The 25,631-nt window shown below is 60.2% G+C and carries 22 protein-coding genes; 14 read left to right on the top strand and 8 right to left on the bottom strand.

What is annotated here, in order from left to right:
• Positions 1-11: 11 nt before the first annotated feature.
• The 8 genes from AC3IUF_RS16335 to AC3IUF_RS16300 all read left to right on the top strand — a co-directional run bounded on the left by AC3IUF_RS16335 (position 12) and on the right by AC3IUF_RS16300 (position 7,944).
• On the top strand, positions 12-1,808 hold the full coding sequence (locus tag AC3IUF_RS16335) for a DUF2341 domain-containing protein (protein ID WP_489278622.1): 1,797 nt from the start codon (positions 12-14) through the stop codon (positions 1,806-1,808).
• A gap of 11 nt (positions 1,809-1,819) precedes the next feature.
• Positions 1,820-2,245 carry an ExbD/TolR family protein gene (locus tag AC3IUF_RS16330; protein WP_003201710.1) on the top strand — a complete coding sequence of 142 codons (426 nt, stop codon included), beginning with the start codon at positions 1,820-1,822 and terminating at the stop codon, positions 2,243-2,245.
• Between the two features lie 3 nt (positions 2,246-2,248).
• Positions 2,249-2,953: an energy transducer TonB family protein gene (locus tag AC3IUF_RS16325; RefSeq protein ID WP_007915486.1), complete on the top strand. Its 705-nt coding sequence runs from the start codon at positions 2,249-2,251 to the stop codon at positions 2,951-2,953.
• Positions 2,954-2,993: 40 nt separating this feature from the next.
• Entirely contained in the window at positions 2,994-4,697 is a 1,704-nt protein-coding gene (locus AC3IUF_RS16320) for a putative porin (protein WP_095050699.1), read from the top strand.
• A gap of 17 nt (positions 4,698-4,714) precedes the next feature.
• Positions 4,715-5,344 carry a DNA repair protein gene (locus AC3IUF_RS16315; protein WP_489278620.1) on the top strand — a complete coding sequence of 210 codons (630 nt, stop codon included), beginning with the start codon at positions 4,715-4,717 and terminating at the stop codon, positions 5,342-5,344.
• Positions 5,345-5,361: 17 nt separating this feature from the next.
• Positions 5,362-5,832: a YbjN domain-containing protein gene (locus AC3IUF_RS16310; protein ID WP_489278619.1), complete on the top strand. Its 471-nt coding sequence runs from the start codon at positions 5,362-5,364 to the stop codon at positions 5,830-5,832.
• Positions 5,829-6,776 carry a peptidylprolyl isomerase gene (locus tag AC3IUF_RS16305; protein ID WP_489278617.1) on the top strand — a complete coding sequence of 316 codons (948 nt, stop codon included), beginning with the start codon at positions 5,829-5,831 and terminating at the stop codon, positions 6,774-6,776. The genes AC3IUF_RS16310 and AC3IUF_RS16305 overlap by 4 nt, the downstream gene beginning before the upstream one ends.
• Before the next feature lie 187 nt (positions 6,777-6,963).
• Entirely contained in the window at positions 6,964-7,944 is a 981-nt protein-coding gene (locus AC3IUF_RS16300; RefSeq protein ID WP_489278615.1) for a LysR family transcriptional regulator, read from the top strand.
• A 101-nt stretch (positions 7,945-8,045) separates the two neighbouring features.
• Here the strand turns inward: AC3IUF_RS16300 and AC3IUF_RS16295 are convergent, their stop codons facing one another.
• Positions 8,046-8,807: a hypothetical protein gene (locus AC3IUF_RS16295; protein WP_007915492.1), complete on the bottom strand. Its 762-nt coding sequence runs from the start codon at positions 8,805-8,807 to the stop codon at positions 8,046-8,048.
• A gap of 252 nt (positions 8,808-9,059) precedes the next feature.
• Between AC3IUF_RS16295 and AC3IUF_RS16290 the strand changes: the two genes are divergently transcribed.
• Entirely contained in the window at positions 9,060-9,578 is a 519-nt protein-coding gene (locus AC3IUF_RS16290; RefSeq protein WP_489278613.1) for a GNAT family N-acetyltransferase, read from the top strand.
• Between the two features lies 1 nt (position 9,579).
• Here the strand turns inward: AC3IUF_RS16290 and AC3IUF_RS16285 are convergent, their stop codons facing one another.
• On the bottom strand, positions 9,580-10,272 hold the full coding sequence (locus AC3IUF_RS16285; RefSeq protein ID WP_414916066.1) for an aspartate/glutamate racemase family protein: 693 nt from the start codon (positions 10,270-10,272) through the stop codon (positions 9,580-9,582).
• A gap of 212 nt (positions 10,273-10,484) precedes the next feature.
• Here AC3IUF_RS16285 and AC3IUF_RS16280 point away from each other — a divergent pair, with 212 nt between their 5' ends.
• Positions 10,485-10,976 (top strand): hypothetical protein, encoded by a 492-nt coding sequence (locus AC3IUF_RS16280; RefSeq protein ID WP_007915498.1) that lies wholly within the window; start codon positions 10,485-10,487, stop codon positions 10,974-10,976.
• 305 nt (positions 10,977-11,281) lie between these two features.
• Here AC3IUF_RS16280 and AC3IUF_RS16275 read toward each other — a convergent pair whose 3' ends face one another.
• Together AC3IUF_RS16275 and ccoN are read right to left on the bottom strand one after the other, a co-directional pair.
• A complete protein-coding gene (locus AC3IUF_RS16275) occupies positions 11,282-11,500 on the bottom strand; it encodes a cbb3-type cytochrome c oxidase subunit 3 (RefSeq protein ID WP_489278612.1) in 219 nt (72 codons plus the stop codon).
• Between the two features lie 18 nt (positions 11,501-11,518).
• Complete coding sequence (ccoN, locus tag AC3IUF_RS16270; protein ID WP_489278611.1) at positions 11,519-12,946, bottom strand: cytochrome-c oxidase, cbb3-type subunit I; 1,428 nt, start codon at positions 12,944-12,946, stop codon at positions 11,519-11,521.
• Between the two features lie 339 nt (positions 12,947-13,285).
• Here ccoN and AC3IUF_RS16265 point away from each other — a divergent pair, with 339 nt between their 5' ends.
• The 3 genes from AC3IUF_RS16265 (at position 13,286) to AC3IUF_RS16255 (ending at position 16,630) form a co-directional block, all read left to right on the top strand.
• Positions 13,286-14,959 (top strand): nitrite/sulfite reductase, encoded by a 1,674-nt coding sequence (locus AC3IUF_RS16265; protein WP_489278610.1) that lies wholly within the window; start codon positions 13,286-13,288, stop codon positions 14,957-14,959.
• Positions 14,956-15,435, top strand: a complete 480-nt coding sequence (locus AC3IUF_RS16260; RefSeq protein ID WP_463543150.1) for a DUF934 domain-containing protein — start codon at positions 14,956-14,958, stop codon at positions 15,433-15,435. Before AC3IUF_RS16265 ends, AC3IUF_RS16260 begins: the two co-directional genes overlap by 4 nt.
• A gap of 220 nt (positions 15,436-15,655) precedes the next feature.
• The gene (locus AC3IUF_RS16255; RefSeq protein ID WP_123375399.1) at positions 15,656-16,630 is read left to right on the top strand and encodes a hypothetical protein; all 975 of its coding nucleotides are present in this window, start codon (positions 15,656-15,658) and stop codon (positions 16,628-16,630) included.
• Between the two features lie 310 nt (positions 16,631-16,940).
• Here the strand turns inward: AC3IUF_RS16255 and AC3IUF_RS16250 are convergent, their stop codons facing one another.
• Positions 16,941-19,301: a tetratricopeptide repeat protein gene (locus tag AC3IUF_RS16250; protein WP_489278608.1), complete on the bottom strand. Its 2,361-nt coding sequence runs from the start codon at positions 19,299-19,301 to the stop codon at positions 16,941-16,943.
• Between the two features lie 212 nt (positions 19,302-19,513).
• Between AC3IUF_RS16250 and AC3IUF_RS16245 the strand changes: the two genes are divergently transcribed.
• Positions 19,514-20,188 carry a DUF3313 domain-containing protein gene (locus AC3IUF_RS16245; RefSeq protein ID WP_414916072.1) on the top strand — a complete coding sequence of 225 codons (675 nt, stop codon included), beginning with the start codon at positions 19,514-19,516 and terminating at the stop codon, positions 20,186-20,188.
• Between the two features lie 49 nt (positions 20,189-20,237).
• Here the strand turns inward: AC3IUF_RS16245 and AC3IUF_RS16240 are convergent, their stop codons facing one another.
• The 3 genes from AC3IUF_RS16240 to AC3IUF_RS16230 form a co-directional block, all read right to left on the bottom strand.
• Entirely contained in the window at positions 20,238-21,236 is a 999-nt protein-coding gene (locus tag AC3IUF_RS16240; protein ID WP_489278607.1) for a DUF3829 domain-containing protein, read from the bottom strand.
• Positions 21,233-22,852, bottom strand: a complete 1,620-nt coding sequence (locus AC3IUF_RS16235) for a J domain-containing protein (protein ID WP_489278606.1) — start codon at positions 22,850-22,852, stop codon at positions 21,233-21,235. The genes AC3IUF_RS16240 and AC3IUF_RS16235 overlap by 4 nt, the downstream gene beginning before the upstream one ends.
• A 100-nt stretch (positions 22,853-22,952) precedes the next feature.
• The gene (locus AC3IUF_RS16230; RefSeq protein WP_489278605.1) at positions 22,953-25,457 is read right to left on the bottom strand and encodes a fused MFS/spermidine synthase; all 2,505 of its coding nucleotides are present in this window, start codon (positions 25,455-25,457) and stop codon (positions 22,953-22,955) included.
• Positions 25,458-25,631 lie beyond the last annotated feature (174 nt).

Raw genomic sequence — 25,631 nt, 5'->3', positions numbered from 1 at the left:
GGAGCACGTTCATGCAGCGCCTCTTTCTTTCGTTGTTGATCTGCCTGGGCTTCGTGCTCCCGGCCACGGCTCAGGCCTGGTGGCAGGACGACTGGCATTACCGCAAACAGATCGCTGTCGACACCACGCCACAAGGCGCGGCGATCAATCAGGCCCTCGGCCGCACCGCGCTGCTGGTGCGCCTGCACACTGGCAATTTCACCTTCGACGGGGTGAAAGAGGACGGCTCGGATCTGCGCTTCGTCGCCGCCGATGACAAGACTGTGCTCAACCACCAGATCGAAAGCTTCGATGCGCTGATGGGCATGGCGCTGATCTGGGTCGATGTGCCGAATGTCGAGGGCGGTCAGCGCCAGGACATCTGGATGTATTACGGCAATGAGAAGGCGCCGGCGACCGGCAACGGCCAACTGACGTTTGATCCGAATTACACCGCGCTGTATCACTTCGACGGCGCCACCGGCACCCCGCCGAAAGACACCACCGCCTACGGCAACACCGCACAAAGCGCGACCGGCGCGGCGATTGACGGCGTGGTTGGGCGCGCCTTGCAGTTTAGTGGCCAGCCGTTGTTGCTGCCGGCCAGTCCTTCGTTGCAACACAACACCGGCAGTGCGTTCACTTTCAGTGCCTGGCTGCGTCTGGATCAGGCCAGTGGCGAGCAACTGATTCTCGCTCGCCGTGAAGGCGCCAACAGTCTGCTGGTCGGTGCCAATCAAGGTGTGCCATTCGTTGAGATCGATGGCCAACGTGCCGTCGCCACACAAGCGCTGAATCCGGGCCAATGGCAACACGTTGCGCTGACCGCTGAAGGCTCGAAAGTGACCCTGTTCATCAACGGTCGCGAAGCGGCCACGCTCGCTCAAGCGGTGCCGGCCTTCAACTCGGTCATGGCCATCGGTGCTGACGTGCACGAAGGTCCGTTCCAGCCGTTTGTGGGCGCTATCGATGAATTGCGCCTGTCGAAGGTTTCACGTCCGGCAGCGCTGTTGCTGGCCGACGCCACTTCGCAAGGCGCCGAGTCGAAACTGGTCGCTTACGGCGTCGATGAAGAGCAATCCGGGTTCGGTTTCGGCAGCCTCGGCTTCCTGCTCAACGCGGTGCCGATCGACGCCTGGGTGATCATCGCCGTGCTGGTGCTGATGATGTTCCAGTCGTGGATCATCATGCTGCGCAAGAACCGCAGCCTCAGCCGCGTCACTGCCGCCAACGAAGACTTCCGTGTGCAGTTCGCCAAAGTCGGTACGCGTCTGGAAATGTTCGCCGACGACGCGCAACTCGCCCAGCGCTTGCAGCATTCATCGCTGTGGCGCCTGTACCTGGTGGCGGTCAAAGAGATCCGCACTCGCCGCGAACAGGGCGCCGATACCTCCTCGGTTTCGGCTGCGACCATCGAAGCGATCCGTTGCTCGATGGACGGCGTGCGCACCCGCGAAAATCAGCAGCTCAGCTCGAAGCTCTCGACCCTGTCCAACGCCATCGCCGGCGGCCCTTACATCGGCCTGCTCGGCACGGTGCTGGGGATCATGGTGGTGTTCCTCGGCACCGCAATGGCCGGCGACGTCAACATCAACGCCATTGCTCCGGGTATGGCTGCCGCGTTGCTCGCGACCGCGATGGGCCTGTTCGTCGCGATCCCGGCGCTGTTTGGCTACAACCGCCTGATCACCCGCAACAAGGAAGTCAGCGCCGACATGCGCGTGTTTGTCGACGAGTTCATCACGCGGCTGGCGGAGATGCACGGCGAGAGTCAGTTCAGTGAGTCGGCGCATCGCGGCCATCACGCCAACCACTCCGTACCGGCCTGAGGAGCACTGACATGGCGTCTGTAAATGCCTCCCACGACGATGACGACGATGCCGCGGTAGACAGCATCAACATCACCCCGCTGGTCGACGTGCTGATGGTGGTGCTGGTGATGTTCATCCTCACCGCCACCGCGCAGGTCTCCGGGATCCAGATCAACCTGCCCAAGGCCAGCGCCTCCGTGTCGCTGTCCGAGGCCAAGACCAAAGCGATTTCGGTCAACGACGGCGGCCAGGTGTTCCTCGATGCCTATCCGGTGACCTTGGCGGAACTGGAAGAGCGCCTGCGCATCGAGAAAGCGCAGAGTCCGGATTTCCCGGTGATCGTGCGTGGCGACGCGACGGTGCAATACCAAAAAGTCATTGAAGTGCTGGATCTGTTGCGCCGGCTCGAACTGTCCCAAGTCGGTCTTGTGACCGGCAAACCGAGTCAGGGCTGAGTCATGACCGCACAACTCCCGATCGAGCCGCTGCCGGTGAAAAAGCCAGCGCTGCGTTACGCGAAGTGGGGCGCCGGATTGCTGATCGGTGCGCTCGCCGCATGGTTTCTGTGGCAGTGGGCCAATGACATGAGCGGCATCCGCCGCGAAGCGCCGAAGGTGCCGACGATCATTCCGTTGCCACCACCGCCACCTCCGCCGCCGGAAAAACCGCCAGAACCGGAAACCCCGGTGGAAGAAAAAGTCGTCGAGCCTGAGCCAACGCCCGAGCCAGAAGAGGTCAAGCCCGAGGAAGAAGCACCGCCATCCCCGGCGGACGATCTGGCCAACCCGATGCAAATGGACGGCGATGCGCAGTCCGGCAACGACGCTTTCAACATCGGCGCGGGCAAGGGTGGCGGCATGGCTGGCACTGGTGGCGGGCGTCTGGGCACGGGCACGTACAGCCAGTTTCTGGCGTTCACCTTCCAGCGTTTGCTGCGTGAGAACCCTGAGCTGCGCAACCTCGCGTTTTCGTTGCAGGCCGATGTCTGGCTGAGCAGCGTCGGCGAGATCACCCGCGTCGAGCTGATCAAGTCGAGCGGTAACCCCGAGATTGATACGCAAGTGCTGGCCGCGTTGCGCGGTGCGCCGGCGCTGAGCGAACGGCCACCGGCCTCCATCACTTTGCCTGTGCGCCTGTCCCTGCAAGGGCGGCGTCCAGGTTGACCCCCACTTTTAAAGCTTTGGCAAAAGGAGTTGTGTGCAGATGATTTCCAACGTGAATCGATTGTCCCTGGCGGTCGGCATGGTCATTGCGACCCTGGTCGGTCAGGCCGTGGCAGCGCCCGCGCCCGCGCCCTCGGAGAACGCCACGATCAATCTGATCCGCTTGCTGGTCGAGCAGGGCATTCTGAAGCAGGACAAGGCCGACGCACTGATTGCTCAGGCGCAGAACGAAGCGGCCCAGGCCAAACAGGCTGCGGCATCCACCGCCGTGGCGGCCGGGCCAGTGGCGGCGCCGGGTGACGTCCGTGTGCAATACGTGCCGGCAGCGGTGCGCGACCAGATTCGTGATCAGGTCAAAGCCGAGGTCATGGCCACCGCCAAACAGGAAAACTGGGCCGCGCCCAACAGCTTCCCGGAATGGGCTGCGCGCATCAGTTTCGACGGCGACATTCGCTTGCGCAACGAATCGCGCTACTACTCGGACAGCAACAGCAACGAGATCGTCGACTTCGCCAAGCTCAACAACAACGGCCCGTACGACGTCAATCCGAACAGCAGCACCAATCTGCCGCCGCTGCTCAACACCCGCGAAGATCGCACCAACCAGTTCCGCATCCGCGCAAGGCTGGGCATGAAAGCAGAGATTTCGCCGCAATGGACCGCCGGCATTCGTATCGGCACCGGCTCGGACAACAACCCGGTATCGACCACGCAAAACCTCGGCGGCGGTTTCGCCAAAAAGGACATCTGGCTCGATCAGGGCTACCTGAACTGGAAGCCTACGGATGAATTGACCCTGACCGGCGGGCGCTTCGCCAACCCGTTCATGTCCACCGACATGCTCTATTCCAACGACCTGAACTTCGACGGCGTCGCGGCGATTTTCGACCACAAGCTCAATCGCGATTGGGGCGTGTTCGGCACCGTCGGTGCGTTCCCGGTGGACTACACCAACGACACCGCCAGCAGCAACGGTTTCGACAAGGAAGAGAGCGACAACAAGTGGTTGTACGGCGCGCAGATTGGCGCCAAATGGGCAATCAACAGCAACAACCGTTTGAAAGGTGCACTGGCCTACTACCGCTTCGACGACATTCAAGGCCAGCGTTCCAGCCCTTGCGAACCGTGGGCCGGCGCGCCGGGCTGTGACAGCGACGGCAGCCGCGCGGCGTTCATGCAGAAGGGCAACAGCGTGTTCCTGCTGCGCGACATCACGCCGAACCCGCTCAACCCGACCACCACGCCGCAGCCGCAATTCGTTGGTCTCGCCTCCGAATTCAATCTGCTTGATCTGAACATGGTCTGGGATGCCGACCTGCCAGAAGACTTCAAGCTGCGCAGCCAGGGCAACTACATCCACAACCTCGCGTACGACGAAGGCGACATGCGCAAGCGTTCGGCCGGGCAGATCGTCAACAACCTCGACAGCAACGGCGACATCGAAAGCGGCGCCAATGCGTGGATGGTGCAGTTCACCCTCGGCAGCGCGCTGGACCTGAAAAAGCAGGGTGACTGGAACATGTTCGCTGGCTACAAATACATCCAACCGGATGCCTTGCCTGATGGCTTCAACGACTCGTCATTCCACCTTGGCGGCACCAACGCCAAGGGCTATTTCATCGGCGGCAACTACGGTCTGGCGAAGAACGTATACGCGACCGGTCGCTGGATGAGCACCGAAGCGGTGTACGGCGCGCCGTTCGACATCGACGTCTTGCAGCTTGAGATCAACACGCGCTTCTAAGGCGCCGGGAGAGGGTTATGAAAACGCGATTTGTGTGGCTCGGGCTTGGGCTGTTGATCGCCACTGGAGCGCATGCCGAAGGCATGGAAGAACGCCTGCGCACGCAATTGCGCAGCACCACGCAACAGTTGCAGGCCCTGCAAAGTCAGCAGGCCCAGGCCAGCGCCGCGCAATTGGCGGCGCAAAACGAAGCCAAGGCTGCGCAGGCGCAAATCAAGCAATTGAGCGCTGAACTGGCCAAGGCCAAAGGCGTCGCCGAGCAATTGGCCGGACAGCAACAGAGCCTGCACAGCCAGGCGCAGGCACAAGTGGCGGCCAGCGCCGAGCAGACCGGCAAGTTCAAAAAGGCCTATGACGAGTTGCTGGTCATGGCCCGTGCCAAAGAGGCAGAACGGTCTAAGCTTCAAGCGCAATTGACTGAACGTGACACACAAGTGCAGCAATGTTCAGTCAAGAATCAGCAGATGTACGGCGTCGCCAAACAGATCCTCACTGCCTACGAAAACATCGACGTGGCCGAGGTGATGAAGATCCGCCAGCCGTTCGCGGGCAGCGCCCGGGTCAAGTTCGATGAACTGGCTCAGGGGTTCGGTGATGAGCTTTACAAGACTCAATTCGACGCGCCGCAAGCCGCGCTCACGCACTGATAGACAAGGAAGAAGTAATGACTCAATTGATCAGCCATGTTTCCCCACAATCCCTGACCGACGTCCTGCAAGCCGCCGGTTATCGCGTCAACCAGACTGAACAGAACGGCATCGTCCAGTTGCTCAGCGCCAGTCAGGGCATTGGCTACGCCGTGCGTTTCGGCAACCCTGCGGTGGAGCAGGGCAGTTACGTCGACTTCACGTTCAGCTGTGCGCTGCGGGTGCAGGGAGAGTTGCCACAGGGTGTGGCCGAGCAGTGGAACGCCAGCCGCCGGTTTGCGCGGTTGTCGTTGCAGGGCGAGTTTTTGGTGATGGAAATGGACGTGGTGGTGGCGGCGGGCGTGAGCAATGATCACCTGCGTGGCAACCTGGAATTGTGGGATCGCCTGCTGCAAGAGTTTATTGTTTATCTGCGTGACTTCACCCAGAACGGCAGCGCGCAGACCGCCAAAGTCGCCGTCGCTGAGCAAGAGGAAGTCGCGCTGTGAAAAAGCCTGCCATGGTGATCAGCGCTGCGGCAGTGGCGCTGTTGGTGGTGACCGTGGCGCTGGTGGTGCGGCCGGGCAGTGACCCGGTCGCCGCCCAGCAATCGTCGCCGCTGGCGGCGGTTGCAATGGGGCCGGCGGTGGCGCGGTTGGGTAATCAGCAGGTAACCCCTGCGGAACTTCAGGCGTTGCTGGCGACAGTCCCGCCAGAGACCCGCGAACAATTGCGCGGCAATCGTGAAGCGCTGGAGCGCTGGATTCGCACGCGGCTGGCCGAGAAAGCGGTGCTGGAGCAGGCCGATGCCCAAGGCTGGGCGCAGCGCCCGGACGTGGCCCGGCAGACCCGTGCGGCGACTGAGCAGATTGTGTTCCGTGATTACTTGCGTTCGGTCAGCCAGGTGCCGGCGGATTATCCGAGTGCGGCCGAATTGCAGCAGGCTTATGACGCCGGCAAAACCAATTGGCAGACGCCGGCGTTGTATCGGGTCAGTCAGATTTTTCTCGGCGTCAATGATCCGCAGAATCTTGAAGCGGTGCGTAAGCAGGCGCTTGAACTGAGCAAGAAAGCGCAGGCGACACCGGCAGAATTTGCCGCACTGGCGACTCAATATTCGCAGGATCGCGTCACCGCTGAACGCGGCGGCGATAGTGGCCTGCAACCGTTGCAGCAACTGGTGCCGGAGGTGCGAGGCGCCGTGGCACGGCTCAAGGTGGGCGCAGTCTCTGATCCCGTCCAAAGTGCCGCCGGGTTCCATTTGATCAAGCTCACCGAGCAACAACCCGCCCGTACCGCAACCCTCGATGAACTGCGCGATCAACTGACCCAGGCCTTGCGTGCGCAGCGGCAGGAGCAAATCGCCCAAGCCTATCTGGACGGCATGCTCAACACCGCAACACTGAGCATCGACGGCGCTGAACTCAACAAAGTCCTAGAGGAAAAACACTGATTTCACCTTCTCTGAGTGACCTGTGGGAGCTGGCTTGCCAGCGATGGCGGCTTACCAGTCACCCATGATGTTGGATCTGCCGGCCTCATCGCTGGCAAGCCAGCTCCCACAGGATCTCCACTGGGTTCAGAAATAGTTTAAAAGTGCTGAAAGCCACCAAAATACAAAGATCGACAGGGAGTCATCGATGTCATTCACCGAACCCGCAGGACGACCGGGCACCACCGATTACCACTGGCCACACGACCACAGCGAACCGTGGCTCGCCCACGCCGCGACCATCGACGCTGACGTCGCCCAATACTTCCTGGTCAGCGCCCGCTGCGGTTGCTTCATGCAAGCCGCGCGCAGCCTCAACGTGCGCTCGACCTTGCTGCGTAAACAACTGGCCCAGCTCGAACAAGAACTGCAACACACGCTGTTCAGCTTCCAGGGCAGCGCACTGAGCCTCACCCGTGAAGGCCAGCAACTGCAGGCCAAACTGATAGCGCTGGCCAACGAACGCAAACTGCCGGTGATCGAACAGCCACTGATCCGCCTCGCCGTCGCCGAATCGATCCTCCACGACATCCTCGGCCGCGACCTCATCGCACTGCTGCGCCGCAATGCCAGCGTGCGTCTGGAAATCATCGCGCTGGACAGCGAATTGTCGCTGCGTGCCGTCAGCGCCGACGTCGTCCTCTGGCTTGCCCACGGCGAAACCCCACATCCGGGCCCGACCTTCGCCACCAGCGAACCGCAAGCGCTGGCACGTCTCGACTACCTGCCACACATCGCCAAACGCTACTCCCGCGTCACCGCCCGCCCGGACACACCCGACGACCTCGCCGACTTCATGCTGGTGCAATGGCAACACGACCGGCAGATCGACAGCTTTCGCCCATGGAATGACCTGGTCGAACAGCGCCTGGCCGGGGTGGTGCAGATGCAGTCCTATGAATTGATGCTGGAGATGATTCGTTGCAGCGCGTGCATCGGTTTGTTGCCGGCGTACATGAGCCGCTTTGATCGGGGGCTGATCGCACTGCCGGGGTTGTTTGAAGAACCCATGCAATTGCAGGCGTGGCTGGCGGTCAACGCCGAGTCACAGAATGTGGCCGAAGTGCAAACCCTCACCGACCTCATTCATCACACTTTCTCCGAGCGCCACGAATGGTTTCAGTCCTGATTCACATCTATTGTGGGAGCGAGCCTGCTCGCGAAAGCGGCCTGACATCTGTCACAGTTCGCTTTCGGGCAGACTCATGTTACTGGATGACATTATTCACGCTATGATTGGGCAGTAAATTTGATGTTGTCTACGCTGACAGTCAATAGGTTGCCGGTCTCGGCAGAGGCTCCATCAAGACTGAACTCCACTCTTTTAATACCGGGTTGCTCAACGGCCACCACCTCATATTCAGTATGGTCCACTGCACTGATTTTTTTAGTCTCCAGTAGGGTTGCTTTGTCGTCGTAAAAGGTAGCAGTAAATACGCCGTCAGGAGTGCCGCCCGAATACACCTTGTACTTAAATTCAATGCTTGAACAAGGCACTTTTATGTCCATTGTCACGAGTAAAGATCCTTCCACTCGGCGCACAAAATACAGGTAATGCTCACCGGCGCTATTGATGATTTTTAGATAACTTTTTGGCTCCGCTGCTGAAGTGATTGTCATGTAGTAGGTTTCGAGAGTCGTGAAAGGCCCTTCAGGGTAATCTACGAATTCTTCGATAAAAAATTGCTGGAGTAGGGTAAATGTTCTTGCGGGAGAACTCGACAAACCCTCCGGAGTTTTGGCGGTAAAGCTGTACGTGGACGGGGTCAGGCCTCCTATCGATAAACGCCATTCGCCGGTTGATGTATCTGAGGTAGCCTCGCCTTTGGACACCTCTCCGTCGAACACCTCAATGTTCTGACCTGGGGCGGCTGTGCCGCTTATCTTAAATGAAGTTTCTACCGTAATTCCTTCATTGAGAATCTCGATACCGCTGCCCAAGCCTTTGATTGACGTTAGCGTTGGTAAAACATGGGTCGAGTACTTCTTCATGTTGAAACTCCTGCATTAAGTGTGGAAGGAGCCATCAAAGCGCAAGCTGAAGAATCGCGCACCTGTCAGATCTGACAGGTGCGAGCTAAAATCCGACGGGCGGCTGAGTTGCAGGTTTGTGTCAAATAACGCAAACGGTGAATGAAAGATCGCTTTCGCGAGCAGGCTCGCTCCTACCGTATTTACTCTCGCCAGACAGACAACTGGCAGTTTAGAGTGGTCGGCCACACATCGATCCAGGAAGGATCCGCCATGCCCGATCACAACACCGCCATTCATATTGAACGCTTCAGCGAGTCACACATCGAGGCTGTCACTGCGCTCTACAACGAGCGGGCCGTCACCCGGCAGGTGTTGCAGATGCCGTTTCAGTCAATCGACGTCTGGCGCCAACGGTTGCTGGCGGAAAATGAACGGGTGTTGAAGCTGGTCGCGCTGCATCAGGGCCAGGTCATTGGCCATCTGGGGCTGGAAAACTATTCGCGGATTCGTCGCAGCCATGCCGGCAGTGTCGGTATGGCAGTCGCTGTGGCGTGGCAGGGCAAAGGCGTGGGGTCGAAGCTGTTGGCGGCGGCGCTGGACGTCGCCGACAACTGGATGAATCTGCACCGCGTCGAACTCTCGGTTTACGCCGACAACGAGGCCGCCATCGCGCTCTATCGCAAATTCGGTTTCGAAACCGAAGGCCTGTTTCGCGATTACGCCGTGCGCGACGGGCAATGGGTCGACACCCTGAGCATGGCCCGCCTGCGCAATCGCCCGAAAACCTGACTCAGTCGCCCAGCGCAAACGCCACCGCCGACTGTGCATGCAGTTCGGTGGTGTCTAGCAGAGGCAGGGCGCTGTGTTCGGGTTTGATCAACAGGCCGATTTCCGTGCAACCGAGGATGATTGCCTGCGCGCCACGCGCGGAGAGGGATTCGATCACTCGTTGATAGATTTGCCGAGACTGATCGCTGATCACGCCGACGCAGAGTTCGTCGTAGATGATCCGGTGCACGTCCTTGCGCTCGGCTTCGTCCGGCACCAATACCGTCAAACCCTGGGCAATCAAACGTTGCTTGAGAAAATCCTGCTCCATGGTAAAAGCCGTGCCGAGCAGGCCGACCGTGCGCGCATCGATGTCCAGAGCCGCCTGTGCGGCCGGTTCGGCAATGTGCAGAAATGGAATGCTGATCGCCGCCTGAATCTGCTCGGCAACCTTGTGCATGGTGTTGGTACACAGCACCACGCATTCGGCGCCGCCGGCTTCGAGCCTGCGCGCAGCATCGACCAGAATTGCTGCCGCATCGTCCCAGCGCCCGGCGTGCTGGGCCTGTTCGACAGGGCCAAAATCGACGCTGTGCATCAGCAATTGCGCCGAGCGCAACGGGCCGAGACGGTCACGGACTTGCTGATTGATGAGTCGATAGTATTCGGCGCTGGATTCCCAGCTCATGCCGCCGATCAGGCCGATGGTGCGCATTGGATGTCCTCAGGCAAATGACAGTGTCGAGCGTTCAGGTCTGCGCGGAGTTTCCTTTTCTTCATGTTTCGATGCCAGCAGCAAGTGACTGTACCGCTGATCTTTCACGCAGGTGTCATGGTGCTTCATCGGGCCTGGTGCAGGTTAAACGTACGCCGGGGCTGGTATCTGCCACTATCGACCTTTGCAGCTCCTTTCCGAGGAACACCGCTATGGACGACGTACAACAACTGGGCGAGATGCTTCGTCATTACGCCGAGAGCGAAGCGCACAAGAAGCAACTGTTCGAGACGCAATCGGCTGCTTGGGCTACACGGATTACTGCGCTGTTCAGCGAAATTCAGCAATGGCTGGAGCCGGTGCAGGCGCCGAATCTACTGGAGGTGAGTCGCGAGGCCTATGTCGCGTTCGGGCCGAGTAACCCGGTAGAGACGTCCACTTTCAAGACGGAGAAGCTGAGCATTGTGATTGCCGGCAAACCGGTGGAGTTCGTGCCGGATGTAATGGGCAGCGCGGGTCAGATCTCGCTCGCGGTGATGGGGCTGACGGCGGCGCGGTATGGCAGCATTTCGTTGGTTGGATTGCCGGACGGCACGTGGCAATGGCGCAAGACCAATGGTTTGAAGGATCCGGATACGTTTGCCTTCGACGCCAATTTCCTTGCCCAGCAGTTGCAGAGTCTGATTCCTCGCGATCGCGGTTAAGATCAAGAGCTTACCCCCTCACCCCAGCCCTCTCCCCCAGGGGGGCGAGGGGGAAAGGGAGCCGATCTTCATTGTTTTTGAGATTGCATTCACCCGAGATATTTCAGGTCGACGTAATCCGAACAAACAACTCGGTCAGTTCCCTCTCCCCCAGGGGGCGAGGGGGAAAGGGAGCCGATCTTCATTGTTTTTGAGATTGCATTCACCCGAGATATTTCAGGTCGGTGTAACTCGAATAATCAACTCGGTCAGTTCCCTCTCCCTCTGGGAGAGGGCTAGGGTGAGGGCAGCCCACCTGACACCCCTCACATATCGAGATTGACCCACCCCGGCTTCGCCACCTCCGGCGCCACTGCTCTCACCGTCTTGCCAGTGGCCAGCTCAACCCGCCGAGCCACCTCCGGATCATCGGCAAACGGCACCATGCTCGCCTCATCCAGACTGTCCGCTGTCTCCCGCCGCAAGCAGTACTCCACCGCCAGCCACAGAAACACCACGCCCAACACATCAAAGAAAATCTCCATCACGAGCGGCTCCCTGCCTCAGGCGATCTGCGCTTCACTGCGCGCCAGTGCAACGTCGGCAACCCGCACCGTGCGCCACACGTTGTAAGCCATCAGCAACATCCCGGTGAGGAAGAACACCCCACCGGCGAAACGCACGATGAACCCCGGATGACTGGCCTGCAGCGCCTCGACGAACGAATAGGTCAGCGTGCCGTCCTCGTTGATCGCCCGCCACATCAGGCCCTGGGTGATACCGTTGACCCACATCGAAGCGATGTACAACACCGTGCCAATCGTCGCCAGCCAAAAGTGCAGGTTGATCAGCGGCGTGCTGTACATCTGCTCGCGACCGAAGACTTTCGGCACCATGTGATAGGTCGCGCCGAAGGTGATCATCGCCACCCAGCCCAAGGCGCCGGCGTGCACGTGGCCGATGGTCCAGTCGGTGTAGTGGGAGAGGGCGTTGACGGTTTTGATCGCCATCATTGGCCCCTCAAATGTCGACATGCCGTAGAACGCCAGCGACAGCACGAGGAAGCGCAGGATCGGGTCGGTGCGCAACTTATGCCAGGCGCCGGACAAGGTCATCATGCCGTTGATCATCCCGCCCCAGCTCGGCGCGAGCAGGATCAGTGACATGGCCATGCCCAGCGACTGCGCCCAGTCCGGCAGCGCTGTGTAGTGCAGATGGTGCGGGCCGGCCCAGATGTACAGGGTGATCAGCGCCCAGAAATGCACGATCGACAAGCGATACGAATACACCGGGCGATTGACCTGTTTCGGCACGAAGTAATACATCATCCCGAGGAACCCGGTGGTCAGGAAGAAACCCACCGCGTTGTGCCCGTACCACCACTGCACCATGGCGTCGGTAGCACCGGAATACACCGGATAGGACTTGAACCAGTCCACCGGAATCGACAGGTGATTGACCACATGCAGCATGGCGATCACCAGAATGAACGCGCCGAAAAACCAGTTGCCGACGTAGATGTGCTTGGTCTTGCGCTGCACCACGGTAGTGAAAAACACCACGGCGTAGGCGACCCAGACCACGGCCATCCACACCGCGCCGGAGAATTCGATCTCGGCGTATTCCTTGGTGGTGGTGTAGCCCATTGGCAGGGTGATCAGCATGATCACAATCACCGATTGCCAGCCCCAGAAAGTGAACGCCGCGAGTTTGTCCGAATACAGGCGCACCTGGCAGGTCCGCTGCACCGCGTAGTAACTGGCGGCAAATTGCGCGCTGCCGGCGAAACCGAATATCACCAGGCTGGTATGCAGCGGTCTTAGACGGCCGAAGGTGGTCCACGGCAGATCCAGATTCATCTCTGGCCACACCAGTTGCGAGGCGATCAAAACCCCCATCGCCATGCCCACCACGCCCCAGAAAATTGTGGCAATGACGAATTGGCGGACGACCTTGTAGTTATAAGCCTGTCCGATTGTTGCTGTGCTCATGGTCAGTTCATCCACGGTTGCAAAGTCTTGCCAGGCCACCCGGTCTGGCATGAGCTGCACTGTAGAAACCCCGCCAGAAACAAAACAGGCTCAGGAATCTTTGATTTGTGCGGATCAGATTGAAGGGCTGACTGCGGCGTTCTGCCGCGCCCTGATATGGTTTTTATCGCTTCAGGTGAATCTGTAACGTGCTGCGCTGCTTCGTCATAGTGCTCTGAAGAAAACTGTGGAAGCGAGCCTGCTCGCGAATGCGGTGTGTCAGCCAACAATGCAGTTGCCTGACACACCGCATTCGCGAGCAGGCTCGCTTCCACAGGAATAACTGATGAGGTGGCAGGCATGTATCAATACGATGATTACGACCGGGCGCTGGTGTTCGAGCGCGTTGCGCAGTTTCGCGATCAGGTCGAGCGCTTCATGGCCGGGGAATTGAGTGAAGAGGAGTTCCTGCCGCTGCGCCTGCAAAACGGCCTGTACCTGCAGAAGCACGCCTACATGCTGCGCGTGGCGATTCCCTACGGCACGTTGAGCGCCGAGCAGATGCGCACGCTGGCGAGCATCGCCAGCGACTACGATCGCGGTTACGGCCACTTCACCACGCGGCAGAACATGCAGTTCAACTGGATCGAACTGAGCGACGTGCCGGATATTCTCGAACGTCTGGCGCAGGTCAACATGCATGCGATCCAGACGTCCGGCAACTGCGTGCGCAACATCACCACCGAGGCGTTCGCCGGGGTCGCGGCGGACGAGTTGATCGACCCGCGCCCGTTGGCCGAAATCCTGCGGCAGTGGTCGACGATCAACCCGGAATTCCTGTTTTTGCCGCGCAAATTCAAGATCGCCATCTGCTCGGCCAAACAGGATCGCGCCGCAATCATGATGCACGACATCGGTCTGTACCTTTACCCCGGTCGCGACGGGCAGATGCTCCTGCGAGTGATCGTCGGCGGTGGCCTGGGCCGCACGCCGATTCTCGGTTTGCAGATCCGCGAAGGCTTGCCGTGGCAGCATTTGCTGTCCTACGTCGAAGCTGTGCTGCGGGTGTACAACCGCCACGGCCGGCGCGACAACAAGTACAAGGCGCGGATCAAGATTCTGGTCAAGGCGCTGGGCATCGAGGCGTTCGCCAAGGAAGTCGAAGAGGAATGGCAACACCTCAAGGACGGCCCGGCGCAACTGACCGAGGCCGAATACCAACGGGTCGCCAGCGCCTTCGTGCCGCCGGTTTATCACACCTTGGCCGACACCGATCTGGACTTCGGCACGCGCCTGGCCGAAAGCCCGGCGTTCGCTCGTTGGGTCGCGCGCAATGTGCAGCCGCACAAAGTGCCGGGTTACACCAGCGTGGTGCTGTCGACCAAACCGGGCATGGCCTCGCCGCCGGGGGATGTCACCGGCGTGCAGATGCTCGCAGTCGCTGACTGGTCGCAGCGTTTCGGTTTCGGCGAGATTCGTATTGCCCACGAGCAGAACATCGTCCTGCCCGATGTACCGAAAACCGATCTCTATGCGCTTTGGCAACTGGCGTGCAAACACGATCTGGGCAGCGCCAACGTCGGCCTGCTGACCGACATTATTGCCTGCCCCGGCGGCGATTTCTGTGCCTTGGCCAACGCCAAATCGATCCCGATTGCCCAGGCGATTCAGGCACGCTTCGACAACCTCGATTACCTGCATGATCTGGGCGATATCAGCCTGAACATCTCCGGCTGCATGAACGCCTGCGGCCATCACCACATCGGCAATATCGGCATCCTCGGCGTCGATAAGAACGGCAGCGAGTGGTATCAGATCACCCTCGGCGGCGCGCAAGGCAAAAACAGCGCATTGGGCAAAGTCATCGGCCCGTCGTTCAGCGCCGCTGAAGTGCCGCAGGTGATCGAGCGGATCATTGGCACCTTTGTGCGCTATCGCGAGCACGAGGAATTGTTTGTCGACACCGTGGCAAGGATTGGCCTGGAGCCGTTCAAGGAGCGGGTCTATCCGAAAACGCTGGAGGCCGCGGTATGAACAATCTGTTGCGGCTGGAGCAGGGCGTGGCGCGAATAGTCACGGATGACCCATGGACGCTGGTGCGTGAGCCATCGACGCCAAGGCCGGCAGGTTTGCTGATGTTGCCGCTGGCGCACTGGCTGGAGTCGCCGTCGACTCACGCGGTGTGGCTCGGCCCGGACGATGAGGTCGAAAGCCTGGTGCCGTGGCTGGGTTCGTTGCCGCTGATCGCGCTGGATTTCCCGAGCTTTCGCGATGGGCGTGCTTACAGTCAGGCGTATCTGCTGCGCAGCCGGTTCGGTTGGGCAGGGGAGTTGCGCGCGATTGGCGATGTGTTGCGTGATCAGCTCAGCCATATGCGCCAGTGTGGTTTTGACAGTTTTGCGGTGCGTCAGGACAAATCGGCTGAGGATGCGCTGAAAGGATTGGTTGGCATGAGCGTGTTGTATGGGCGCTCAGTCATCGAACCGCGTCCGCTCTTTCGTCGGCGTTGACGGTTAAAAAAGATCGCAGCCTTCGGCAGCTCCTACATGAGGTCACTGTAGGAGCTGCCGAAGGCTGCGATCTTTTGATCTTGCTTCTGCCACCGGGGAAACCCCTACAACCCTCACTCGTTGGGCATTTTTCCTTGGGTCGATGGTGGCCTTTTGGTAGAGTCGCCGTCGCCAGCGGGTTTTCGGCTGGACGATGGAACCGAAGAAGGGAGTCTGATCAGTGAGTCCGGGCAAAAAAATCCTCGGCCTCACAGCGTTGCTTTTGATGGTGACGCTGTGGGCCAGTTACTTTTACGTATTCAAGGAAAACCGCAGCGGCCAGCTCGGCGGCGTCGGCGAAAGCACCGCGTGGTGCGGCACGCCACCGTCCACCGAAGCGGCGTTGCTGGGCAAGGACCAACTGACCTTGCGCGTCACCAACAACCTGCGCGGCGAGTTCATGCTCAGTGGCTCCCTTGTGGTTTCGGAACGCACCTTCAACCGTTACGACCTCAGCCGCAACGAACTGCGTTTGCGTCTGGAACCGTTGCAGTGGTCCTACGGCGTCACGCCGATCTTCCTTGAACAGGTCAAGGTGCAGCCGCTGAGCCGCAACCTGTCGGCCACCAACAAAAGCGCCTACGCCGAACTTGAACCACGGCCGATCGGTGTGCAGGGTCAGGTCACTGAATTCCCCTTCGACACTTATCGCTACGGCTACAAACCGGTGCTTTATTACCTCAAGGGCAGCGAACGCATCGACCTGCGCTTCAAGAACATCACCACGCTGATGGAGATGTCCAACACCTTCACACCGATTCAGAAATACAACCGCGTCGACTACATCAACGAGAACAACTCGATGATCCGCGACGACGATTACAAGGCGTACGGCCCGCACGAGTGTGCGTTCAGTGTCGAGCGCAAAGGTTCGTTCAAGGTTGTCGTGCTGTTGCTGCTGTTGGTGCTGTGCCTGCCGTTGCTGCTGGTGTTCTACCGTAACGAGCCGGGGATCGACTTCCTCGCCACGCTGTTGGGCGCTGCGATCGTGCGGGTGTTGCTGATCGGGCCGGTGCAGGACTTCCAGCTCTACAACATCGACTTCCTGTTGGGCGCGGCGATTTTGCTGGTGGGCACGGTGTCGTTGATCAAGGCGATGCACATCAACAGCCGGCGCGAGATGGCGTTGCGCAGTGGTGAGACTTCATCCTGGTAAATCGGTTGAACCTTGAAAAGCCCCTCACCCTAGCCCTCTCCCGGAGGGAGAGGGGACTGACCGAGTTGTCTGGCGAGCGACACCGACGTGACAGACCGAGTCGATTATGGATTCAAAGCGAATCGGTCACGTCGGTGCATCTCTTGAATCTCCCCCATTCGGTCCCCTTTCCCAGAGGGAGGGGGACTGACCGAGTCGATTATGGATTCAAAGCCAATCGCTCAAGTCGGCGGAATTCTTGAATCTCCCCCGGTCGGTCCCCTCTCCCTCAGGGAGAGGGCTAGGGTGAGGGAAGCCAATCTCCAGCCAATCACTTAAGCGCCGGATCCCCCATATTCATCTTCTTCCACCCCTGCAACAGCACCTGCGCCTTCGGCTCCTGCCCGCTGTCGAGATACCATTGAATCAGCGACAACCGCGCGTTGCGGTTCGCCGGTTGTACCTTGAGCAAACCTTCCAGCACCGCGCACGCCTCATCGACCTTGCCGCTTTCATGCAGCGCCACCGCCAGCACATAACCGTACTGAGCGTTCTGCGGCTCCAGTTGCGCAGCTTTTTTCAGTGGTGACATGGCTTCGGTGGTCTTGCCGGCGCGGATCAGCGACAAGCCACGGGTGTGCTGCAACAGTGCGGCGTCCGGATGCTGCTTGAGGCTGTCATCCAACAGCGTCTGCGCCTCCTGGCCACGACCATTGGCTTCCAGCCATTGCACCAGCGTCACCAGTGCCGGGTAGAAATCCGGATCGCGTTTGAGTGCCGAGCGCAGCAGACCTTCAACTTCCGAACCACGGCCATTGGCCTGATACAGCATCGCCAGATTCAGATTGGCCTCGGCACGTTCCAGCAGGCTTTTCTGCACCGCTTCGTACTCGGCAATCGCAGCCTCCCAATTGGCTTGCGCAGCACCAAGACCATTGTTGCGCGCAACACTCAACAGATCCCGCGCAGCCACAATGCGCACGGCTTTCACTGGATCACCCAGAAGCGGCGACAACAATGGCGCACGCTCCGGTGGCGGCAGGAATGCACTGATCGCTCGCGCAGCGCTTTCACGTACTTGCGGCGCCGGATTCTTCAAGTCCTGGGTGGCCAGTTTCAGTGCCTGTTCGCTCGGGTACAGCGGCAATTCAGCGAGCAACGTCGCCCGTTGAATCGCTGGCAAATTGCTGCGCTGCAACTGCTCATATAGCGCATCCGCGGCGCCCGGCTGGCCGTTGCGGATCAACCACAGGCTTTCGTCATAACGCGGTGCCAGCGGCGCGGTAGAGGCGCTCCACAACTTGAACTGCGCGGTGACCTTGTCGCCAGCCTTGCCTTGATGGCAGGTCAGGCAGGCGTCCGGGGTGCCGAGCTTCTGCGCCCGTTCCGGGTTGGGAATGCTGAAGCTGTGGTCATGCCTGAAGTCATTGCCCATGTAGAACTTGCCGGGCATGTGACAATCGACGCACTGCGAACCGGGCTGGCCCATGGTGTGGCGCGTATGCTCGATGGAATCGTAGTTCTTCGCTTGCAGGCCTTTGCCGTCGACACCTTCGATTGAAGTCTTGCCAGCGGTGTTATGGCATTGCAGGCACACCGCGTTGCCCGGTGCCTTCAGCTCGTTGCTGTGCGGGTTGTGGCAGTTGCTGCAACGCACACCCTTATCGAACATTTTGCTTTGCAGGAACGAGCCATGTTCGAACACCTCATCCTTGATCTTGCCGTCCAGCGCATACAGTTCGCGGGTGAGGGTGCTCGGCAGGTAGTCGTCCATCAGCCGCTTGCCGACGGTGTAGCCATCGCCCAACGGCGCTCGACGTGCATGGCAGCGGGCGCAGGTTTCGATCTCGACGGTGGCGTTCTTGTCCTTGAGGTCGACGTCAAACCCCTGATGAATCAGGTCGGTTTTTTTCTGCGTCCACTCCAGGTGATTCGAGGCCGGGCCGTGGCAAGCCTGGCAACCGACACCGAGGCTGTTCCACTGACTGTTGAAGGTGTTGCTGGCCGCATCAAAATTGCGCTTGAAACCGGTGGTGTGGCACTCGACGCACATGAAGTTGGCATTCTGGCTCGGCTTGCTCCAGTGCAGCGGATTCTTGAAGTTGACGCCTTGGCCGGGATAGAGGTGAAACCAGCGGTTTTTCTCGGTATCCCAGGCCACGCCGAGCGCCTGCAAACGACCTTCACCGACTTCGATCAGGTATTGCTGCAGCGGCGCGATGCCGAAGGTGTAGGCGACTTTGAAGTCGGCGTTCTTGCCGTCGATGCCGGGCGTATTGACCCAGAATTCATCGCCATTGCGCGAGAAACGCGTGGTCTCGTTTTCGCCTTTGAAGGTGACGTTGTTGAAGTCGCCGAGCAGGGTTTCAGCGTTCGCCGGCTGCATCGCCAATTGGTGATGCGAGCCTTGCCAGTCTTTGACCTGTTCGCTGTGGCAGCCCTGGCATTGTTGTTCATCGACCATCGTCGCCGGTTTGCTCGCCACAACTGGTTGTGGCTTGGCAGCCGGGGCGACGGGGGCGCTGATCGGCGCGGGTTTCAACGGCGCCGGAGCAGGGCTGAACAGAAACCAGCCGATGCCCGCGACGGCGGCGAGCAGCACACCGATGGTGATCGGGAACACGTATTTGGAAATTGCAGATCGAGGCGAATCAGGGTCAGGTTGTGCGGTTTTATTTTTATGCTTGGGCATTGCGACTTCCGTAGTCCAGGTGCATTTGCCGTCTGGCGTGCGTTCAAGCTCGATGCAGCTTTGCCGGATCATCGGCGTCTGTCAAATGACCCTTGTGATCCGTCGCGCAGGTTTGTGTGAGTTTTGTGCATTGCAATCGCAATTACTGAGGTTTTAGCTATACCTGTAACTCCCCCAGGCAAAGTTTTTGGCCTTCTGACAGGAGTTACAGCATGAAGCTAGCAGTGATGATGGGCACTCTGTGTTTTGCCACTCTCGCAGTGGTGGGTTGTTCCAGCAAAACCGTCGACCCGAAAGAGTACTCCGGCTTCCTCAAAGACTACAGCCAGCTCAAGGAGGCCAAATCGCCGTCCGGTGCCGAGGTCATGCGCTGGATCGATCCGAAGGTCGACATCAAGAAATTCACCAGTGTGTATATCGAGCCGACCCAGCTGTACCCGAAACCGCAACCGACCGCGAAGATCTCCCAGCAGACCCTCAATGGCATCACTTCCTACTACGATCAGGCGCTCAAGCGTGAGATCGGCAAAGACCTGCCGTTGGCCACCGGCCCAGGCCCGGGCGTGATTGTGGTGCGTGCGGCGATCACCGCCGTGAGCAGCAAGACTGAAGGCCTGCACGCCTATGAGGTGATTCCGATTGCTCTGGTCGCCGCTGCGGTCAGCACCGCCAGCGGTATTCGCGATCAGGAAACTACCCTGGCCACCGAAGCGGTGTTCCTCGATGGCGCGAATAACAAGGTCGTCGCGCAAGTGGTGCGCAAAGGCACCGGCAAGCCGTTGGAAAATGACTCGCAGGCGATGACGGCGAATGACGTCAAACCGGTGATCGATGGCTGGGCCGCGGACATGCGTCAGTCGTATCTGAAGCTCAAGGCTGTCAAATAAGTGCGCCCGGCCGGATTGTCCACGAGGACGGTCCGGCCGGTGCAACTCCTCAGAAGTTGGCGCGTGCCCGGCGGTTGTAGTGGCTGAGCAAGGCGTCGTAACCACGGGTGACGGCGTAGTAGTCGTCGCTCAAACGTTGCGGTTCGGCGTGGTTTTGCCAGTCCTTGTGCAGGGTGTTCAGTGCGTCGAGGTAATGCTGCGCGGGCTCGCTGATGTATTCCCACAGTTCCTTTGCGTCATCATCCTTGGTGCGGAATCCGCGCTCGCCGGTGCGCATGAAAGGCTCGCGGCGAGACCATGCCTGTTGCAGGCTGGCGGTGGTGTCCGCCACGGTTTGCGGTGTCAGCGTTTGGTGCTTCATCCCGTCTTCCAACTGCTCCAGCGTATTTCGGGCCTGAATCATGTAGGCCAGCAGCGACCAGTGGATCTCCTTGCCCATGCGCGCATCCAGCCGTTTCAGTTGTTCGCTGCGCTGGGCCATATCCAGCGCAACAAGGTCTTTTCTCAAGGCCGCCGACGTTTGGAGGTAATCAGCGATGGCGCTCAGGTACCGCTCCCGGTAGCCCCCTGACGGATTCGGGAACACGGAAACGAAGCTGGCACTTCTATCGAATCGTGAGGGCATCGATACTGTTGCCACGCCCTGCAGCGCTTTCGCATAGTCACGGGCGCGTTGCGAGAGTCCCGGCTGATAGCCCAGAAGATCGAGCTTCAGGTTCATGTTGGAAAGACAGACACCCTTCTGGATGTCCTGCACGATGCGCGCATCGCTGTCTTCGAAGTCTCGTGGCTCGGGCACCCAATTGGCGGCGGAATAATCCTTTGGCGGTTTCGGGTGTTTGTATTGCTCGTAGGCCACCTGCCAATGCACGTCGACACGGTTGACGCAGGTGATGATCGGGCTTAGCGCGTTGGCCTGAGCAGTGACGGGCGCGTCGCGATTGTCCAGCCACAGGTCGAGTTGCAGGAACGGCGTGGTTGCCCCCGACAACCCCATCACCAGCAGTGCGATCAGTAGACCACTGACAAACATCATTCTCGAACTCATGGTTTTGCCTCCGCGCCATACCATTGCTCACGGGTAGCGGGTGCACCGCAGCCAGTCGCCGTGGCGGGCAGACGACTGCACAAACGCTCGGCCCAGGGTTGCAGTCCCTGATTGCGGGTCACCGTGTCTTTGCTGGCGATCACATTGAGCACGCCGAGTAAGATCACCAGGGCGACAACGCCGAGTACCGCCAGGCAAATCTTCAGCAGTGGATTGCGTTGTTCCCAGGACACGTGCGGTTCGATCTGACGCCGCCGGACCAGGCCGACCACCGCCAGCGTCGTTGCATAGACCACCCCGCCGACAGGACCGAATAGCCAAGTGAGTCCGGCGACCATCAGCGCACAGGGAATCAGGTCGCGAAGTACCCCGAATGGCGCCACGATCCCCGGACACAGCCGCGCGCTGAGCCAGTCATCCAGCAGCCAATAACGGTGCGCCAGATCGTGGGCCAGCCAATTGAGGCCGGCGGCAATTACGCCAAACACCACGATCGACACCATGAAAATATTGAACAGTCCGGTGACGCGCAGCCCCAGCGGGATGAAATGGCTAAACGCACCGATCAGACAGGCCAGCACCACGCCTACGTAGGTCGGCCATTCACCGCGTTTCAGTTCCCAGTCGCGCCAGAAGAACGCGGTGCCACCGGGCAACGCTGCGCAGACCTTCGGATGATTGGCGTACAGCGCCGAACTCAAATGTCGGCAATGCTCCCAATCTTTCTCACGCAGGCGCCGGGCCAGTGCGCGCCGCTGGCTGAACGGGGCGCTGTCGAGCAACAGGCGGGCGGCGCGGTGTTCGGCGGTGGCGGGCGGCTCTTCGGCGAGTTGACGTTGCTGCGCGATAAACCGCGGTGCCTCGTAGCGAGCGGTCAGCCGCTTCCATTCATCTTTCGGGCAAAGGTTGGCCGGGCCGGAGTGCCAGCCCTGGCCAACGCACACCTGTTCGAAAATAGCGGAGGACCAGTATTCGCTGTCCAGCAGCAATCGACTCAGGTACAGGTTGAACCACTGCCGGTGCACTTCAGCGTCGAGCCAAAGGTATTGCGCGCACTGTGCGTAGGCCTGCAAAAAGGCTTCGCCGTCTTCGCGTTCGAGGGCATCACGCAGCGGTCGAGTCATGCGATCACGCTGCTGATCGAGCAACAGTTCGATCGACTCTTCATCCAGTTCCAGCCGTTGCCAGGCACTGAACCAGTGATAGGTCTGCACCGCCCAATCGACCATCGGCGCCGACGTGTCAGGGTGCTCGATGCAATGCTGCAGCAGGGTTTCTTCGAGAATATGCGCACAACCCTGTTCAACGGCGAGGGCATGGCGCTGTTGCAACTGCGCAAGGCTGGTGCCGTGCAGCGAGCGCGTCGCCTGTTGCAAGGCATCGACTTCGACCACGGTCAGGCCGGTCAAATCCCAGCTGTCGTCCGGCGCTTCGTTGTCTTCGTGGACCTGCGCCCATTCCTTGTAATTCAGGGCTTGTTCATAGGCGTCACGCAGGCGCTGAAAGCCCTCGGCGTCTTCGTCCGGGCGGGTCTGTTTGAGCAGGGCGGCGTATTGGCGTTTGATACTGCGCGTATCGGCGTCGGCGGTAAGGCCAAGGACGGTCCAGCAACTCATTGCGTGTACAACTCCATGAAAACCTTCGACGCGGTCCAGTGGTGGCACTTTGATTGTGCGCACCCTACCTGTTTCGCGTCGAAAAGTCCTCAGCCTCCATTCATTTGCCGACGAACCAGCGGAAATACGGGTTGCCGCCATCGCCGCGCATCACCTCGCCGATATCCCGTGCCCAGGCATCGCGGTCGCCGTCATAGGCATGCAGGCTGGCGCGATAGAACTGCATCAAGCGCTGGCGATGGCTTTCCATGCGTTCATTGAATCCGGCATCGGCATTCACCAGTGGCGGCGCCTGATACAGGTCCAACAGTGCCGGCAACACGCGCGTGATTTCTTTGCTGCGCACCCACGGCGCGTACTCGATGCGCGGTTGATCGTCGGTCACCGCAGGTGCATCGGCGGCAAAGCGTTCAAGCCCGGCGCGATCGGTGACCCAGGTCGAGAGCAGGGCAGCAGCCGAGCCGATACCGACATCCTGCAAGGTGCTACGCACGCTGTCCTGCTGGAAACGCGCGGTAATTTTTGCGACGTCCATTTCCATCGGCTGCAGCGAACCGACCAGCAGCATCTCGTGGAATTCGCTGGTCCAGAGCGAGGCATACGGGAACACATCAAGGAAGCTGCGCACCAGCGAACGCGAGTCGTCGATGTTCTGCGTCGGCAACGGCAGCCACTGCGCGACGATGCCTTTGTCCTCCAGGCGACTCGCCGCCAACTGATAGAAATCCCGCGAATACAGATTGACCACACCGGCCGCAGAGGGCGGTGGCGGTTCGAGGGTGATCAGGTCGTAGGTTTGTGCGCTGCGTAGCAGTTCCTGGCGCCCGTCGCGCAGACGCACATCGACGCCGGGATCGCTGGCGGCGTTGAAGTTGCCCTTGAACAACGGCGCGGCTTTGACCACTGACGGCAGCAACTCGGCAACCACCCGATGTTCCAGCCCCGGGTAGCGCAGCAGGGCGCCAGCGGTGATGCCGGTGCCGAAACCGATCACCAGTGTCGAGCGTGGCTCACCGTTGTGAATCAACAGCGGCAGCAAGGCTTGCACGCGCATGTAGCGCAGTGAAGGCATGGCGTCACCAGTGTTCGACACGCCTTGAATATACAAGCGATGGAAGGTGTTATCGCCGCGACCTTGAGCAACCACGGCAACGGTGCCACCGCGGCCTTCTTCGTAGAACGACAGAGTGCCATTGCGCGCACCGGGTAACAGGCTGGCGAGTTTGTCGACCGGGGTAAACACGGCAAACGCAACCGAGACCAGACCGAGGGCGACCACGGCCTGACGCCGGCCTTTCTTCACGTGATGACCTTTGCGCACAGCAAAGTAGCCGATGCCGGCGGCGATAATCGCCAGCAGGCCCAAGGTCCGCACCAGCCCCAGCAGCGGGATCAACAGGAAGCCGCAGAGCATCACCCCGACGATTCCGCCGAGGGTATTGAAAGCGACCACGGCACCCACATCCCGACCTACGCGTTCATGGCCGACACTCAAACGCAGTGCCAGCGGAAACGCCGCGCCAAGCAGCAGCGTCGGTACAAAGACAATGCTCAACGCTGCCACCGCGAAGCGTGCACTCATGCCGGCCAGCTCACTGGCACCCAGGCTCAACAACCACATTTCCGCCTGACTTTGCGCGATCACCAGCCAGCGCCCGAGCACGGCGATTTCCAGCAGCGCGACCAGCCCGGCGCCGGCAATCAGCAAACCGAACACGCCCCACGGATCACGGATCCGTTCGACCCGCCGGGCGAGCAGGGCGCTGCCGATAAACAGCCCGGTCAGATAGGTCGCCAGCACCACGGCAAACGCGTAGGTGCGAGTGCTCATGAACTGCACGATCGATTGCGACCAGACCACTTCATAACCGAGCGCCACGCCACCGGCGATGGAGTACAGCCACAGCGCGGTTCTATTCGGGGCTTTTTCCGCGTGGTGTTTGACGGTGGTGGTCAGGGGCGCCGGATGCTGCCGGGCCAGCCATAACGCACCGATGGCTGCCAGCAGATTGAGCATCGCCGCGAACAACGCGCTACCACGCACACCGAGGCTGGCGATCAACACGAACGCGGCGAGCAGGGTGCCGACAATCGCCCCCAAGGTATTCGCCGCATACAACTGACCGCCGGCCTTGCCCGGATCGGCGGCGAGCGAACGCACCAGCACCGGCAGGGTGCCGCCCATCAACACCGCCGGCAGGCCGACCAATGCGAACGGCAATATCCACGCGATCAGGCCGACATGCTCTTGCAGCCAGGCAAACGGACTGGCCGCCAGGCTCATGGCCACGGTCGCGCCGACGCCGAGAATCGCCACCAGCACTTCCAGCCCGGCATACAGCAACACCGGCTGCTGCAAGCGATCGGCCCAGCGCCCGAACAGCCAGCCACCGATAGCCAAGCCTGCAAAAAACGCACTGATACCGGTGGTGATCGCATACACCTCGACGCCGACCACCAGCGACAGTTGCTTGATCCACAGCACCTGATAGACCAGCGCCGCCGCGCCGGAGATGCACAGCAGCAGGGCGGGGAACAGCAGCGCGGGAGCGGCGGTATGCGAGGCGGGTATGGCCGACGGCTTGCTGGCGATACGTGAGGACATGCGGAGGCCTTAATTCAAAAGTGATTGTGACGGTGCCGGCCCCTTCGCGAGCAGGCTCCCACACTGGACCTGTGGCCACCACAAATCCCCTGTGGGAGCGAGCCTGCTCGCGAAGCAGCCGACACAGTCCCAAGTCAAAAAAAGGGCCGCCCGCCGGTGACGGCGAGCGGCAGT

The organism is Pseudomonas sp. KH_040, assembly GCF_057839305.1.
The sequence above is the reverse complement of the archived record's forward strand: the minus strand, read 5'-3'. Positions and strand labels throughout refer to the sequence as shown.